Source organism: Staphylococcus lloydii (assembly GCF_015775975.1).
In the GTDB taxonomy this organism is placed as follows: domain Bacteria; phylum Bacillota; class Bacilli; order Staphylococcales; family Staphylococcaceae; genus Staphylococcus; species Staphylococcus lloydii.
In genome coordinates this window covers 863755-878891 of record NZ_CP064056.1, presented here as the reverse complement: position 1 = coordinate 878891, position 15137 = coordinate 863755, and the positions used below count along the sequence as shown (strand labels likewise).

Annotated in this window: 19 protein-coding genes; 1 reads left to right on the top strand and 18 read right to left on the bottom strand. The window is 35.1% G+C overall.

The window, feature by feature from the left end; all coding sequences use genetic code 11:
* The first annotated feature begins 138 nt into the window (after positions 1-138).
* Complete coding sequence (locus ISP08_RS04145) at positions 139-582, top strand: YwpF-like family protein (protein WP_048792851.1); 444 nt, start codon at positions 139-141, stop codon at positions 580-582.
* Positions 583-625: 43 nt separating this feature from the next.
* Here the strand turns inward: ISP08_RS04145 and fabZ are convergent, their stop codons facing one another.
* From fabZ to ISP08_RS04055, 18 genes are all read right to left on the bottom strand, one after another.
* Positions 626-1066: a 3-hydroxyacyl-ACP dehydratase FabZ gene (gene fabZ / locus ISP08_RS04140; RefSeq protein WP_048792850.1), complete on the bottom strand. Its 441-nt coding sequence runs from the start codon at positions 1064-1066 to the stop codon at positions 626-628.
* Between the two features lie 32 nt (positions 1067-1098).
* Positions 1099-2364 (bottom strand): UDP-N-acetylglucosamine 1-carboxyvinyltransferase, encoded by a 1266-nt coding sequence (gene murA / locus ISP08_RS04135; protein WP_048792849.1) that lies wholly within the window; start codon positions 2362-2364, stop codon positions 1099-1101.
* Positions 2365-2467: 103 nt separating this feature from the next.
* Positions 2468-2701: a DUF1146 family protein gene (locus ISP08_RS04130; RefSeq protein WP_048792848.1), complete on the bottom strand. Its 234-nt coding sequence runs from the start codon at positions 2699-2701 to the stop codon at positions 2468-2470.
* Between the two features lie 210 nt (positions 2702-2911).
* Complete coding sequence (locus ISP08_RS04125; RefSeq protein WP_048792847.1) at positions 2912-3316, bottom strand: F0F1 ATP synthase subunit epsilon; 405 nt, start codon at positions 3314-3316, stop codon at positions 2912-2914.
* Positions 3317-3336: 20 nt separating this feature from the next.
* Positions 3337-4749: a F0F1 ATP synthase subunit beta gene (gene atpD, locus ISP08_RS04120; RefSeq protein WP_048792846.1), complete on the bottom strand. Its 1413-nt coding sequence runs from the start codon at positions 4747-4749 to the stop codon at positions 3337-3339.
* A gap of 22 nt (positions 4750-4771) precedes the next feature.
* Positions 4772-5638, bottom strand: coding sequence for an ATP synthase F1 subunit gamma (atpG, locus tag ISP08_RS04115; protein ID WP_195719534.1), 867 nt, complete (start codon positions 5636-5638; stop codon positions 4772-4774).
* A 31-nt stretch (positions 5639-5669) separates the two neighbouring features.
* Entirely contained in the window at positions 5670-7178 is a 1509-nt protein-coding gene (gene atpA, locus ISP08_RS04110) for a F0F1 ATP synthase subunit alpha (protein ID WP_048792844.1), read from the bottom strand.
* Between the two features lie 23 nt (positions 7179-7201).
* Positions 7202-7741, bottom strand: a complete 540-nt coding sequence (locus tag ISP08_RS04105) for a F0F1 ATP synthase subunit delta (RefSeq protein ID WP_195719535.1) — start codon at positions 7739-7741, stop codon at positions 7202-7204.
* Complete coding sequence (locus ISP08_RS04100) at positions 7741-8268, bottom strand: F0F1 ATP synthase subunit B (RefSeq protein WP_048792842.1); 528 nt, start codon at positions 8266-8268, stop codon at positions 7741-7743. The genes ISP08_RS04105 and ISP08_RS04100 overlap by 1 nt, the downstream gene beginning before the upstream one ends.
* Positions 8269-8359: 91 nt before the next feature.
* Positions 8360-8572 carry a F0F1 ATP synthase subunit C gene (gene atpE, locus ISP08_RS04095; RefSeq protein WP_002510315.1) on the bottom strand — a complete coding sequence of 71 codons (213 nt, stop codon included), beginning with the start codon at positions 8570-8572 and terminating at the stop codon, positions 8360-8362.
* A gap of 44 nt (positions 8573-8616) precedes the next feature.
* Complete coding sequence (gene atpB / locus ISP08_RS04090) at positions 8617-9339, bottom strand: F0F1 ATP synthase subunit A (protein WP_048792841.1); 723 nt, start codon at positions 9337-9339, stop codon at positions 8617-8619.
* Between the two features lie 22 nt (positions 9340-9361).
* Entirely contained in the window at positions 9362-9718 is a 357-nt protein-coding gene (locus ISP08_RS04085) for an ATP synthase subunit I (RefSeq protein WP_048792840.1), read from the bottom strand.
* Positions 9719-9881: 163 nt separating this feature from the next.
* Positions 9882-11012: a non-hydrolyzing UDP-N-acetylglucosamine 2-epimerase gene (gene wecB / locus ISP08_RS04080; RefSeq protein WP_195719536.1), complete on the bottom strand. Its 1131-nt coding sequence runs from the start codon at positions 11010-11012 to the stop codon at positions 9882-9884.
* Positions 11013-11032: 20 nt separating this feature from the next.
* The gene (gene upp, locus ISP08_RS04075; protein WP_048792838.1) at positions 11033-11662 is read right to left on the bottom strand and encodes a uracil phosphoribosyltransferase; all 630 of its coding nucleotides are present in this window, start codon (positions 11660-11662) and stop codon (positions 11033-11035) included.
* A gap of 21 nt (positions 11663-11683) precedes the next feature.
* The gene (locus ISP08_RS04070) at positions 11684-12922 is read right to left on the bottom strand and encodes a serine hydroxymethyltransferase (protein ID WP_195719537.1); all 1239 of its coding nucleotides are present in this window, start codon (positions 12920-12922) and stop codon (positions 11684-11686) included.
* A gap of 23 nt (positions 12923-12945) precedes the next feature.
* Positions 12946-13473, bottom strand: a complete 528-nt coding sequence (locus ISP08_RS04065) for a TIGR01440 family protein (RefSeq protein ID WP_195719538.1) — start codon at positions 13471-13473, stop codon at positions 12946-12948.
* A 132-nt stretch (positions 13474-13605) separates the two neighbouring features.
* Complete coding sequence (locus ISP08_RS04060) at positions 13606-14031, bottom strand: low molecular weight protein arginine phosphatase (protein WP_195719539.1); 426 nt, start codon at positions 14029-14031, stop codon at positions 13606-13608.
* Positions 14028-15071, bottom strand: coding sequence for an L-threonylcarbamoyladenylate synthase (locus tag ISP08_RS04055; protein ID WP_195719540.1), 1044 nt, complete (start codon positions 15069-15071; stop codon positions 14028-14030). The genes ISP08_RS04060 and ISP08_RS04055 overlap by 4 nt, the downstream gene beginning before the upstream one ends.
* Between the last annotated feature and the right edge of the window lie 66 nt (positions 15072-15137).

The following is a 15137-nucleotide window of genomic DNA, read 5'->3' as shown; positions in this document are numbered from 1 at the left end:
AAGCCAGTTTATTATAATACTAGGAAAAATTGTTTGCTATATTTTATAAAAATTGGCTTATCAAATTGAATTTACGTTATAATGGCATCATAATCTTATTTATTGTAAAAGTTAAATTTCTTTAATGGATGTGAGGCAATGAAAACATTTAAAGCTGTTAGATTCCAAATCGTTTCAGAAAACGGCGGTGTAACTGAATATGAATTGGAAGATGGTGTCATTATTAATAAAGAAAGTAGCGGTACGGGGTGGCTGTTAGAACTTGTCATTCCAGATTATCATTATGACACTATGCAATCATATATGGATAATGAAACATTATTAGATATTCGTGTGGTCATTACGCGCCCATCAAATGACCCAGCTTTATTTGATGCGACGATTAAACACATCACGAAATTAAATGGATCAATTTCGGTCGTTTTTGAATGTCATATTTATACTTTAAGACAAGTATATGCCGAAAGTTTATTAGAACAACTCGTAGATGAAGGATTATCGGGAGACGAATTAAAAACCTCTTTCAATAGATTAATGCAATCTAAACCTCGTCTAAAAGATGAAAAGCCAGATAAACACTAAATAAAAAGAGCTTAACTTATGAAAAGTTAAGCTCTTTTTATTATTATTTAGCATCTTGTAAGGCAAATGTTAATTCACAACTACAAGCTACTTGTCCATCTACAGTTGCTTTGGCACTACCTTTACCAATAGGGCCTTTAATTTTAGTAATTTCTACTTCTAAAGTTAATGTATCACCTGGTACAACTTGACGTTTAAAACGGCATTTATCAATACCAGCAAAAAGCGCAAGTTTACCTTTATTTTCTTCATTATTTAGCATTGCAACGGCACCAGTTTGTGCTAATGCTTCTGTAATTAATACGCCAGGCATAACTGCATATTCAGGAAAATGACCTTGGAAAAATGGTTCATTGCCTGATACTTGTTTAATACCAACGCAACGTTTACCTTCTTCATATTCAACCACTTTATCAATTAATAAAAATGGTTGTCTATGTGGGATGATTTGCTTAATTTGATTATAATCGAAAATAGTTTCCATTTTATTAAATCCTCCAATAAACTACATTTTATTTAGTCGTTAATTCTTTCAATGTTAGCGCCTAATGAATTCAATTTACCATGTAAATCGACATACCCACGGTCTAAGTGTTTCAGCTCAGTTACTTGTGTTGTTCCTTCTGCAACTAATCCAGCTAAAATTAAAGCAGCAGCCGCTCTTAAGTCTGTCGCTTTTACTTGAGCACCTTGGAGTTGGCTCTTACCTTGAATTTTTGCACTTCTACCTTCTACAGTAATATTAGCATTCATACGTTGGAATTCTGCAACGTGCATAAATCTATTTTCAAATACTGTTTCAGTAACGACTTTATTACCCTCAGCTGTTAAAAGTAATGCCATCATTTGTGATTGCATATCAGTTGGAAAGCCAGGATGTGGTAATGTTTTAACGTCTACCGGTTTCAACTCACCTTCTGCGCTAACGCGAATGGCTTCGTCAGAATACTCAAGGTTAACTCCCATTTCTTCTAATTTGTAGACTAAGCTAGTCATATGTTCTTTGATTGCACCTTTAACTAACACATCACCGCGTGTAATTGCACCAGCAATTAACAACGTACCTGCTTCGATACGGTCTGGAATGATAGAATGTGTTACACCGTGAAGTTTATCTACACCATTAATTGTGATTGTATCGGTACCTGCACCTACAACATTACCACCCATTTCATTAATGTAGTTTGCTAAATCTACTATTTCTGGCTCACGTGCTACATTTTCTAAAACAGTTTTACCTTCAGCCAATGAAGCAGCCATAATAATATTTTGAGTCGCACCTACACTTGGGAAGTCTAAATGAATCGTAGTACCTTTAAGTCCATCTTTCGCATTGGCGTAAATGAAACCACCATCCATATGGATTTCTGCTCCTAGTTCCTCAAAACCTTTAATATGTTGTTCTATAGGTCTTGATCCAATGGCACAACCACCAGGCAATGCAACTTTAGCATGGCCTAAACGTGCTAATAAAGGGCCCATAACTAATATACTTGCTCTCATCTTACTAACATATTCGTAAGGTGCTTCTTCAAATAAATCTTTCGTCGCATCAACAGTAACAGCTTCTCCATCTTTGTCATAAGACACTTCTGCATTTAATGTAGAAATCACATTATTTATTGTTTCTACGTCGCTTAATGCAGGTACATTAAGTAATTTGCTTGTACCTTCCGCTGCAAGTAAAGACGCAGTTAAAACTGGTAATACCGCGTTTTTTGCTCCTGAAGCCTTTACCTCTCCTGTTAACTTATTGCCACTTTTTATAACTATCTTGTCCATCATTTATCCTCCACTTAATATACAATTTCATCTCATTTATTATATGAATATTTTCTTCCACATAATTATATCTATATTCAAAATTAAATAACAACTATTTGGATTATTGTAACAAATATTTTACCTGTGTAGAAAATTGTAATAAATCTACGATAAAATTACTTACTGCAGTACCTAATAATATGGCTAAAAATATCATGCATACTTGTACCTTTAAAGGGTCACCTTTTTTAAAAAACTGATCCAATCTGAGTACATTTAATGCCCAATAACTTATACAAATACATACTACATGTAATATCAAATGTATAATCGCAAATTGACCTAAATACTCCATATTAAATTCTCCTCATTCGTCTCTATTAAAGTATTCTACACGAAAAATTCTACAAAAGATACTTTTCACTAAAATAATATTGTCATTATTTTTATTATAACTTTAACGTCTGACTTTATGTATCGTTCCCTTTTTAAAACATGTTAATCAAAGATATTTTTGTAGTCACAAAAAAGAGAAGTTCCTTCGAGGAACTTCTCTTTAATAAATTTATTTTAAACTAGCAACATAAAGTCTGTTATTCGCACGTTCAAGTGCGCGCTCAGCTCTATGTAGATCACCGCTATTTTGTTCGTTATTCAAATGCGATTCGGCTTTTGTTTTTGCTGTTTGTGCTCTATCAACATCTATGTCTTTAGCAGCTTCAGCAGTTTGAACAATAATAGATAGTTTATGCTGTCTAATTTCAACAAAACCTTCACTCACTGCGATAAATTCCGACCCACCATCAAAATTAATTTTGACATAGCCAGTTTTTAGCGCTGCTACGGTAGGAATGTGTCCAAACATAACACCAATCTCACCAGCTGTCGTTTGCATTACAGCTAATTCGACATCATCCCTGTCGTAAACTGAGCCATTAGGAGTGACAATATTTAGGCTTAATGTACTCATTATCCATACCTCCTAATTTTTTAAACTTCAACGCCCATATCTTTTGCTTTTTCAATTACATCATCCATACTACCTACAAGTCTAAATGCATCTTCTGGAATATGGTCATATTTACCTTCAAGAATATCTTTGAAGTCTGCAACTGTACGTTTAACTGGAACATATGATCCTTTTTGACCAGTAAATTGTTCAGCAACGTGGAAGTTTTGAGATAAGAAGAACTGAATACGACGGGCACGTTCAACTGTCTGTTTGTCCTCTTCAGATAACTCATCCATACCTAAGATTGCAATAATATCTTGTAATTCACGATATTTTTGTAACGTTGATTGTACTTCACGAGCAACGTCATAGTGTTCTTGACCTACGATATTAGGTTCCAAAGCTCTAGAAGTAGAAGCTAGTGGATCAACTGCTGGGTAAATACCCATTTCAGTTAACTTACGTTCTAAGTTAGTTGTAGAGTCTAAGTGAGCAAAGACGTTGGCTGGCGCTGGGTCAGTATAGTCATCGGCAGGTACGAATACTGCTTGGATTGACGTTACAGAACCTTTATTTGTTGAAGTAATTCGTTCTTGTAATTGACCCATTTCTGTACTTAATGTTGGTTGATAACCTACTGCTGAAGGTAGTCTACCTAACAATGCTGATACTTCAGAACCGGCTTGTGTAAATCTGAAGATATTATCGATGAATAATAGTACGTCTTTACCTTCTTCATCACGGAAATATTCAGCCATAGTTAATCCTGATAAAGCAACACGCATACGTGCGCCAGGTGGTTCGTTCATTTGTCCGAAGACCATAGCTGTCTTTTTAATAACGCCACTATCACTCATTTCGAAGTATAAGTCGTTACCTTCACGTGTACGCTCTCCAACACCTGCGAAAACTGAAATACCACCATGTTCTTGTGCAATATTATTAATTAATTCTTGGATTAAAACTGTTTTACCTACACCTGCACCACCGAAAAGACCAATTTTTCCACCTTTAAGGTATGGTGCTAATAAATCTACTACTTTGATACCAGTTTCTAAAATTTCTACGTTAGTAGATAATTCGTCAAAAGCTGGAGATTGTCTATGAATTGGGTCACGACGTACAGAAGAATCAATTTCTTCGTCTAAGTCAATTGTGTCACCAAGAACGTTGAATACTCTACCTAAGGTAGCATCTCCAACTGGTACACTAATACTTCTACCTGTATCTTTAACTTCAGTACCACGTTTAACACCTTCAGTTCCATCCATAGCAATTGTACGAACGACGTCATCGCCTAATTGGATAGCCACTTCTAATGTTAATGATGTCGTTTCTTCGCCATTTTCAACATCTAATACTAAGGCATTATTAATTTCAGGCACTTCGTTGTGTTCAAAACGAACGTCTACGACTGGCCCCATAATTTGGGTCACACGGCCTACTCCCATTTTTTGTATCCTCCTTTTAATTCTATTCAAGTGCAGCTGAACCACCGACAATTTCAGTAATTTGTTGGGTGATTTCTGCTTGTCTCGCTCTGTTATATTCTAATGATAAATCATCAATAAGATCAGATGCGTTATCTGATGCATTTTTCATTGCAGTCATTCGTGCAGCGTGTTCACTTGCTTTTGCATCTAAGATTGTTCCATATATTAAGCTTTCCACGTATTGAGGTAAGATAACGCTCAATATAGATTCTTTGTCTGGCTCAAATTCGTAAGAAGACATTTGACCATGCCCAAGACTTGAATCTTCTGGAGATAATGGAAGTACCTTTTTCTTCGAAGGTTTATTTTCTAAAACATTGACAAAATGACTGAAATAAATCGTTAATTCATCGATATCTTCATCACTATATAAATCAATCGCCTTTTCAGCAATAGCTTGAACGCTTTTGAAAGAAGGTTGATCCGGCACTTCCGTTAAAGAGTCATCAATGCGATAGCCTTTATTTGTTAAAAAATCCACACCAGTTTGACCTAATACTACTAATGAATAATCATCATTGTCTTTATGATTCTCATTCATGTCTTTAATTAGATGTTTTAAAACATTGGCATTATAAGCACCTGCTAAACCTTTGTCACTAGTAATGACTAAGTAACCACGTCTTTTAACTTCACGTTGTTTAAGCATTGGATGGTTTGAATGTTGGTTCGCACCAGCTACAGCTGTTATAGCATCTTGCATTTTATCCATGTAAGGTCTAAATAACTTTGTATTACTTTCCGCACGACGTAACTTAGAACTTGATACCATGTTCATCGCTTTGGTAATTTGTTTCATTTTTTTCGTGGATTTTATACGTGTATCAATTTCTTTAAGAGATCCCATTATCTCACCACCTTTTCATAACTCTTACTAATTATTCTGATTTACTAAAGCTTCTTTTGAATTCATTTATTGCTGTTTCAAATTTTTCTGCATCCGGTAATGCACCAGTTGTTCTAATTTCTTCTAGTAATTCTGTTGCATTTGATTTAGCCCAAATGTTTAATTCATTTTCGAAACGCGTAATATCTTCAACAGGAATATCGTCTAAATGACCTTTAGTTAAAGCAAAAATAATTAATACTTGATTTTCTACAGGTAGTGGTTTGTTTTTGTCTTGTTTTAAAACTTCAACAGTACGTTTACCACGTTCAAGTTTTTGTGCAGTGAATTCGTCTAGATCAGAACCAAATTGTGCGAATGATTCTAACTCACGGAATGACGCTAAATCTAAACGTAAAGTTCCTGCTACTTTTTTCATAGCTTTAATTTGTGCTGAACCACCTACACGTGATACTGATTGACCTGCGTTAATCGCTGGTCTTACACCAGAGAAGAATAAGTCTGATTGTAAGAATATTTGTCCATCAGTGATTGAAATAACGTTAGTTGGTACGTATGCAGAAATATCGCCTGCTTGTGTTTCAATAATAGGTAATGCAGTGATTGAACCACCACCTAATTCGTCATTTAATTTAGCTGCTCTTTCTAGCAATCTACTATGTAAGTAGAACACATCACCTGGATATGCTTCACGGCCTGGTGGTCTACGTAATAATAGTGATAATTCACGGTAAGCAGAAGCTTGTTTAGTTAAATCATCATAAACGACTAATACGTCTTTACCATCAAACATGAACTCTTCACCAATAGTTACACCAGCATAAGGTGCAATGTATAAAAGTGGTGCAGGATCTGCTGCAGAAGCTGATACTACGATAGTGTAATCTAATGCACCTTCTTGACGTAGTTTTTCAACGTTTGCACGTACAGTTGAGTCTTTTTGACCAATAGCTACATAAATACAAATAGTATCTTGATCATGTTGGTTTAAAATAGTATCTAAAGCAACAGTAGTTTTACCAGTTTGGCGGTCACCGATAATTAACTCACGTTGACCTTTACCAATAGGTACCAATGCGTCGATTGCTTTAATACCTGTTTGTAATGGTTGATCAACTGATTTACGATCCATTACGCCTGTTGCTTTTTTCTCAACAGGTCTTGTTTTTGTAGTATGGATTGGACCTTGACCATCGATTGGTTGTCCTAATGGGTTAACTACTCGCCCTATTAATTCGTTACCAACAGGTACTTCCATAATACGACCAGTACGTTTAACTTCGTCGCCTTCTTTAATGTCGTCGTATGGTCCTAAAATAACGACACCAACGTTTGATTCTTCTAAGTTTTGAGCTAAGCCTAATACGCCGGTTTTAAATTCAATTAGCTCTCCAGCCATTACATCGTTTAAACCATGAATTAACGCAATGCCGTCACCAATTTGTAAAACTGTACCTACATCAGTTACAGACATTTCCGACTCATAATTTTCAATTTGTGAGCGTAGTAATGCGCTGATTTCTTCAGCTTTAATGGCCATCTATGTCACTCCTTTATTATTAATTAATGCGCTCTTTTAAATTTCTTCTCTAATTGAGCTAAATCGTTTTGAACACTCGCATCCATTACCTTAGTACCAACTTTCACACGAAGACCACCAATTAGTTCGTTGTTGATTTCGTTTTTAAGTAAGACTTTAGATAATTTCGTTTGCTGTATTATTATTTTTCCGATTTCATCTAATTCATCATTTGATAAAGCATATACAGATTCTACAACTGCGTAATCTCGGTTATTGTGTTTATTGTATAGATGATTAAATGAATTATAAACATCACTAATCATTCCAAGATGTCTATTTGAAGCAAGTACTTTTAACATATTTAATAAATAATCATTGGCACTTGCAAACACTTTTTCAGCAAATTGAACGCGTTGTTCTTTATTTTTTTTAGGGTCTAGGTCTAACTCTTTTAAACCATGGATTTCAGAAGAAACACCTTTTTCAACCTCAGAAAATTCTTCATAAACGACATCCAAGCTATTAGCATCTAGAGAGGCATCAAATAAAGCTTTAGCGTATTTCATTGCTACTTTCGCCATTATTTATCCCCTGCCTCTTTAATGTACTTTTCAACTAATGCTTTTTGATCTTGTTCGCTGATTTCTTTTTGTAATACTTTTGAAGCAATAAGTACAGATAAATCTGAAACTTGATTATTAATATCCGCGATTGCGCGTTCTTTTTCACTATTAATTTCGTTTTGAGCTGTTTCAATCATTCCGTTCGCACGTACATTAGCTTCATGAATAATTTCTTCATGTTGTTGACGTGCTTGTACTTTAGCTTCTTCAATCATACGATGAACCTCATCTTGAGTTTCTTTTAACGTTTGTTTGTTTTGTTCTTCTAACTTTTGTGCATTCAACTTAGCTTGTTCAGCGTCGTCAATGTCTTTATTAATGTCACGTTCACGTTTATCCATTACTTCTTTTAATGGACCCCATGCATATTTCTTTAATAATGCTAATAAAACAAGAAACGTTATTGCAGTAACAAAAATAGTTCCCCACTGAACGCCATGTGCTTCAGCTGCACCAAGTACGAACATATTTGTCGTAGCAGTCACTTAGCCTTACACTCCTTTCATCCATTATAACCAATTGCTTAATAGTAAAACGAAGGGCAAAGTCGTAACGACTTCGCCTATTTAAGTGTAATTACATGAACATTACGATGAATGAAATTACAAGACCAAGGATAGGTAATGCCTCAACTAAACCAATACCGATAAACATAATTGACATTAATTGTCCACGAGCTTCTGGTTGACGTGCAACACCTTCTACTGTTCTTGAAACGATAAGACCGTTACCGATACCTGCGCCTAATGCTGATAAACCAATTGCGATTGCTGCTGCGATTAAATTCATTTATAAATCCTCCTAAATTTTGTTTAAATTGTTTAATAACTGAATTAATGGTCACTTTGTACTTTATGTGACATGTAAACCATTGAAAGCATTATAAATATATATGCTTGGATGGTACCAATAAAGATTGAGAATCCTTGCCAAACTACTAATCCTGGCAAGCCAATAATCCAACCCCATGCAATATGATTTACTACTAACCCTGAAAGTAAAGTAAGTAATAACTCACCTGCATAAATATTACCGTATAAACGTAGACCAAGCGTCAACGTTGAAGTAAACTCTTCGAACACGTTAATGGGTAACAAGAATAATGGCTTCGTATAATTACCAAAATAGTTTTTGGTTCCTCTCATTTTAATACCATAATAATGCGTCAACAATATTATGAGTGTTGAAAGCGTTAGAGTCACCGTTGCATCTGCAGTAGGTGATTTCCACCATAATGTATGGCCGGTCACTACTGAAAATGGCAATCCGAGCATGTTACTGACAAAAATAAATAATATCAATGTAACTGCTAAGAAATGGAATTGTCCACCTTTCGACCAAGACATGTTACTTGATATGATGCCTCTAACAAAGTCAAAAACCCACTCTATGAAGTTTTGCTTGCCTGTTGGTCGTTTTTGAAGATTACGCGTACAAATAATAGCTACTACAAATACAATAACCGCCGTAATAATCAACATCATAATGGATGCTAAATTAAACACGATGTCTAAACCAAACACTTTCCAACTGACAAGAGGATGATCGTGTTGCATGTTTTTTTCACCTCACTTAAACTTAAACTTTCTTCTTATGAATTAACGGTTTGAAAATAACTAAAACATAAGAAACTAACAAACCAACAATTACACCAAAAATATTAATATTGTCTTTAAAACAAGCCCATAATACACATGCTAAAATCGCCGTTAAATATCTCCAAACATTGCCCGTAGATATATGTATAGTTTCACTCTTTTTAGCCTTAGCTAAATAATATTCGAAAGTAAATGTATTTATTAGCGATCCTATTATCCCTATTATGAGTCCTAATACAAATGGTGAATTTGTGAAAAAAAACACAATAACCAATACAATAAGTGTATATATATAGTATTGAATGTATTGATTGAAGATGATGTGAAAACGTTTCAATTTTGTGCCTCATTTCATTAATTCCTAATTTATGAAAACCGTTCCACTCATACAAATTTAATAATAATATAGCGTTTAAAGCCTGTCAATTCTATTCAAATTGTTATTAAAAAATCTTAATTTATGTCATTAAATTGTCACAAATAAAGTTAAATATATTTTTTTATATAAATGGTTCTGGTTTTTTATCTATCAAACCAAAATAATATTTAATATTATCGCAAATTCTTTTAGAAGCTTGTCCATCGCCATACGGATTACGCGCCTGACTCATTTGTTGGTAATGGTTTTCATCATCTAACAATTGAACTGTGGCGTTAAAAACGTATTCCTCTTCAGTACCTACAATTTCTAACGTACCTGCTTCAACGCCCTCAGGTCTCTCTGTCGTATCACGGAGAACCAAAACAGGCTTACCTAGTGATGGTGCCTCTTCTTGTACACCACCTGAATCTGTCAATATAAAATAAGCATTATTTGCAAAATTATGAAAATCTATGACACCGAGTGGTTCGATTAATTCAATACGTTCATGATTGCCTAAATACTGTTGCGCAATAGTCCTAACTTTTGGGTTTTTATGCATTGGATAAACGACGACGACATCTTCATATTGTTCAACGATTCTTCTGACTGCTTTAAAGATATTAGCCATAGGCTCGCCTATGTTCTCTCTTCGATGCGCGGTTAATAAAATGACACGTTTATCTTTATGCTTTTGGATAATTTCCGAGTCATAATCAACTTCAATCGTTGTGTCCATTGCATCAATTGCTGTATTACCAGTAACGACTATCGATGATTCATCTTTGTTTTCGTTAATTAAATTTCGAGCAGCATTATTGGTAGGAGCAAAGTTCAAATCTGCCATTACTCCTACCATTTGCCTATTCATCTCTTCAGGAAATGGCGCATATTTATTCCAAGTTCTTAGACCTGCTTCAACATGACCAATTGGAATTTGGTTATACAATGCCGCTAAACTACCCGCAAAAGTAGTCATCGTGTCACCATGAACAAGAATCATATCGGGTTGTACTTCTTTAATGACACTTTCTAATTTCATTAACACTCTTGAGGTGATTTCGGACAAAGTTTGCCCTTGTTGCATAATATCTAAATCATAATCTGGCTTTATATGGAAAGTTTCAAGCACGCCATCCAACATTTCACGATGTTGTGCAGAAACTACCACTACAGGCTGTAATTCTTCGGTTGCCTTTAAAGATTGTACTAACGGTGCCATTTTCACTGCCTCTGGCCTAGTACCAAAAACAGTCATAATTTTTTTCATATTAATACACTCCTGGTGTTCTATTTTGTACCAAATAAACGGTCACCAGCATCGCCTAGTCCAGGGATGATATATGCATGGTCATCCAATTTCTCGTCTAGTGCTGCAATGTAAATATCAACATCTTCATGAGCCGCTTTCATTTTTTCTACACCTTCTGGTGCTGCAATTAGGCACATAAAACGAATGTGTTTTGCTCCTCTTTTCTTAAGAGAGTTAATTGCTTCAATTGCTGAAGAACCAGTAGCTAACATAGGGTCAACGACCACGATTTCTCTTTCTTCAATATCTTGAGGTAGTTTAGCAAAGTATTCGACTGCTTCTAAAGTATTAGGATCTCTATATAAGCCGATATGACCAATTCTAGCAGCTGGCACAAGGTTTAAAATACCTTGAGTCATTCCTAATCCTGCTCTTAAAATAGGTACGAATGCCAATTTTTTCCCTGTTAATCGTTTTGCAACCATTTCAGTCACAGGTGTTTGAATTTTAACATCTTGTAATTCTAGATCTCTTGTCACTTCATAGGCCATTAGCATACCTACTTCATCAACAAGTTCTCTGAATTCTTTCGTACCCGTGTGTACATCTCTAATATAGCTTAATTTGTGTTGGATTAATGGATGGTCAAAAACATGTACTTTGCCCATAATTCATTTCCCTCCTAAGGTTTAATTATATAAAGGATATTTTGTAGTTAATTGTTTTACGCGTTCTTTACCTTCAGATAGTGCTTTGTCATCTTCAGGATTATTTAGCACTAAACTCATGATTTTACCTACTTCTTCAAAAGCTTTTTCGTCAAAACCACGTGTAGTTGCAGCAGGCGTACCTAGTCTTATACCGCTCGTAACGAATGGTTTTTCTTGATCGAATGGAATTGTATTTTTATTACAAGTGATACCAATTGCATCAAGCGTTTCTTCTGCAACTTTACCTGTAATGCCTGCAGATGATTTAACGTCTACTGCTACTAAATGATTGTCCGTACCGCCTGAAACCACACGGAAACCTTCTTTGTTAAGTGTATCTGCAAGTGTTTGTGCATTTTTAATAACTTGTTGTTGATACGTTTTGAAATCATCTTGTAAAGCTTCACCGAAAGCAATTGCTTTAGCAGCAATTACGTGCTCTAAAGGACCACCTTGGATGCCTGGGAAGATTTTTTTATCAATGTCTTTTTTATACTCTTCTTTACATAAAATCATACCACCACGTGGGCCACGTAAAGTTTTATGTGTTGTTGTCGTAACGAAATCTGCATATTCAACTGGATTTTGGTGTAATCCAACAGCAACTAAACCTGCGATATGAGCCATATCAACCATTAGTTTAGCGCCTACTTCATCAGCGATTTCTTTAAATCGTTTAAAATCAATTTCGCGTGAATATGCTGAAGCACCCGCAACGATTAATTTTGGTTGGTGTTTTTTAGCAATACTTAATACTTCGTCATAATCAATTTGTTCAGTGTCTTTGTCTACACCGTAATCGACGAAGTTGTAAAATTGTCCACTAAAGTTTACAGGAGCTCCGTGAGTTAAATGTCCACCATGGCTTAAATTCATACCAAGCACAGTATCACCATGTTCTAAAGCAACTAAATAAACAGCCATATTTGCTTGTGAACCAGAGTGTGGTTGAACATTTACGTGTTCAGCGCCGAAAAGTTTTTTCGCACGATCGATAGCAATACTTTCAGATACATCAACGAATTCACAGCCACCATAATATCTTCTATTAGGGTAACCTTCAGCATATTTATTAGTTAATACTGAACCTTGAGCTTCCATAACCGCTTCAGAAACAAAGTTTTCTGATGCAATAAGTTCGATATTGTTATTTTGACGGTTAAATTCATTCTGGATTACTTCATAGATTTCTTTATCTTGCTTTTGGATAAATGACATTGGTATAGTTCCCTCACTTTTAATTAATTATATTTCGCTCGTTCGCCACCAATTTTTTTAGGTCTAGATGATGCTACAGTTACAAAAGCCTCGCCGACTTTCTTCGTCTCAGTACGTTCTGGTATAGCAACGTGGTTAATATGCATGCCAATAAGCGTTTGGCCAATATCAATTCCTTTTGGTACAGAAATATATTCAACTACCATTGGATTATCTAATTGTTGATAAGCATATGTAGCCATACTGCCCCCAGCATGTATATCTGGAACGACTGTAACTTCTTCCATCGTTAATGGGTTAAAATTTGATCGATCTATTGTTACTGCTCTATTAATATGTTCACATCCTTGATACACAAACGACACGCCAGTGTCTCGCTCAATTGTCTTGAGTTGATTATATATCTTTTCTGCTACATCCATAGAACCTACAGAACCAATGCTTTCACCGATAATTTCGGAAGTTGAACAACCTATAATACAAAGTTCATTCTCTTTGAAAAAATCACGATTTTTCAATTCTTCAAGTAACAATGCTAAATCTTTTTCCAATTTTACCCACCCCCTATAAAAGTAATATATATTTTCCACAAACCGAACAACTTCAGAAAAAATATATAGCAAACTCGCTACACGTAAACATTATAACTTATTTTTCAGATAACTTATACCAATTATGCAAATTTATGTTTTCATAATTTTTTCCTTGACCTTTACAATTAAAGACGATAATTCTGCAAAAATTGCTTCATAATCGCGCTTATTCCCACCAAAAGGGTCAGAAATATCGCCTTTTTCACCAATAAATTCTTTAAGCGTATAAATATTATTTTGTTCCCCATATTGATTAAATAATGAATGTTTATGCGTTTGGGTCATTGTAAAAATATAGTCCGCCGTTAAATCTTCTGTTGAAAATGTTTTGGCAGTGCTGCTTTCTGGTAAATTTTTTTCCGAAATAATCTCTTGGCTATTTTCAGAAATAGGACTACCATCCATAGCAAAAAGACCTCTGGATTCAATTACACATTCCTCTAGCTCTTTTTTAGCAATACTTTCTGCCATAGGACTGCGACATGTATTACCTGTACAGACGAATATAATCCTCATAAATCTTCACCCTCGATTTCTTGTTGATTCGCTGCCTTCATTAAGCGATTCATATATGCATTCGATTGCTCTGAGTCGTTAAATCCATAAATATAAGCATGGTTAATATTTGTATCATTGTCTAATCGATGCAAGATAGAGTATAGGTTATGATTGGCTTCCTTTAAATCATTCGTATCTGAACACAATGAAATAAACTGTGCCTTTTGTGGAACTAAATGCTTTTTATTATCAGGTACAATGAAAGCTACCTTGTGCCATTCGCTTAACGTAGTTGGTACTTTATTAAAGTTACGAATAATAGTTAATGGCGTATCAGGCGCATAATGTTTATATTTCATACCTGGTGCTATAGGTTTGTCACTATTATAGTCTGTAACTGCATCAACGCTATTAGGTATAACATCTTCAATCATTTGTTTCGTTATAGACCCTGGTCTAGCAATTCTAAATGGGAAAACGGTGCAATCTAATACTGTACTTTCTAATCCTTCTTCACTTTGATCGCCATTGATTATTCCATCAACACGCCCATTTAAATCTTGATATACATGCTCGAACAATGTAGGCGAAGGTCTGCCACTTAAATTAGCACTCGGCGCAGCAATCGGTAAATCAACTTGCTGCAAAATATAACGACCTACCTTATGGCTAGGCATTCTAACAGCTATAGATGACAATCCACCGGAAACCCTATCACATAAGTACCCAGGTTTCAGAGGTACGATAAACGAAATTGGACCTGGCCAAAAATGGCGCATTAATGTTAAAGTCTCAGCCGAAATATTTTGAGTGAAATCAGCTAACTGGCTCATACTATGAATATGTACGATTAATGGATTATCTGAAGGCCTTCCTTTTGCTTCATATATAGCTTTGACTGCTTCATCATTCTTAGCATTGCCACCTAACCCATAGACTGTCTCTGTTGGTAATGCAATCAATCCCCCTTGTTGATATATACGTTTTATTTCTTCTATATCATCATTAGCGGGTAAATGTGCATTAATATTTCTAAAGTCCCATGTTTTTGTATCCACTCTCGTCACAACCTTTCATAGTTATTTTAAAATAAAACAAAAAGTTATGCACCTACGTAAAATACG

Excerpts from the sequence above, each read along its gene's own strand:
- atpD (WP_048792846.1), bottom strand. The coding sequence starts at position 4,749 with ATGGGAGTAGGCCGTGTGACCCAAATTATGGGGCCAGTCGTAGACGTT.
- ISP08_RS04070 (WP_195719537.1), bottom strand. The coding sequence starts at position 12,922 with ATGTCATTTATCCAAAAGCAAGATAAAGAAATCTATGAAGTAATCCAG.
- upp (WP_048792838.1), bottom strand. The coding sequence starts at position 11,662 with ATGGGCAAAGTACATGTTTTTGACCATCCATTAATCCAACACAAATTA.
- atpG (WP_195719534.1), bottom strand. The coding sequence starts at position 5,638 with ATGGGATCTCTTAAAGAAATTGATACACGTATAAAATCCACGAAAAAA.
- atpA (WP_048792844.1), bottom strand. The coding sequence starts at position 7,178 with ATGGCCATTAAAGCTGAAGAAATCAGCGCATTACTACGCTCACAAATT.
- ISP08_RS04145 (WP_048792851.1), top strand. The coding sequence starts at position 139 with ATGAAAACATTTAAAGCTGTTAGATTCCAAATCGTTTCAGAAAACGGC.
- murA (WP_048792849.1), bottom strand. The coding sequence starts at position 2,364 with ATGGACAAGATAGTTATAAAAAGTGGCAATAAGTTAACAGGAGAGGTA.
- wecB (WP_195719536.1), bottom strand. The coding sequence starts at position 11,012 with ATGAAAAAAATTATGACTGTTTTTGGTACTAGGCCAGAGGCAGTGAAA.
- atpE (WP_002510315.1), bottom strand. The coding sequence starts at position 8,572 with ATGAATTTAATCGCAGCAGCAATCGCAATTGGTTTATCAGCATTAGGC.
- fabZ (WP_048792850.1), bottom strand. The coding sequence starts at position 1,066 with ATGGAAACTATTTTCGATTATAATCAAATTAAGCAAATCATCCCACAT.
- atpB (WP_048792841.1), bottom strand. The coding sequence starts at position 9,339 with ATGCAACACGATCATCCTCTTGTCAGTTGGAAAGTGTTTGGTTTAGAC.
- ISP08_RS04105 (WP_195719535.1), bottom strand. The coding sequence starts at position 7,741 with ATGGCGAAAGTAGCAATGAAATACGCTAAAGCTTTATTTGATGCCTCT.
- ISP08_RS04130 (WP_048792848.1), bottom strand. The coding sequence starts at position 2,701 with ATGGAGTATTTAGGTCAATTTGCGATTATACATTTGATATTACATGTA.
- ISP08_RS04060 (WP_195719539.1), bottom strand. The coding sequence starts at position 14,031 with ATGAGGATTATATTCGTCTGTACAGGTAATACATGTCGCAGTCCTATG.
- ISP08_RS04125 (WP_048792847.1), bottom strand. The coding sequence starts at position 3,316 with ATGAGTACATTAAGCCTAAATATTGTCACTCCTAATGGCTCAGTTTAC.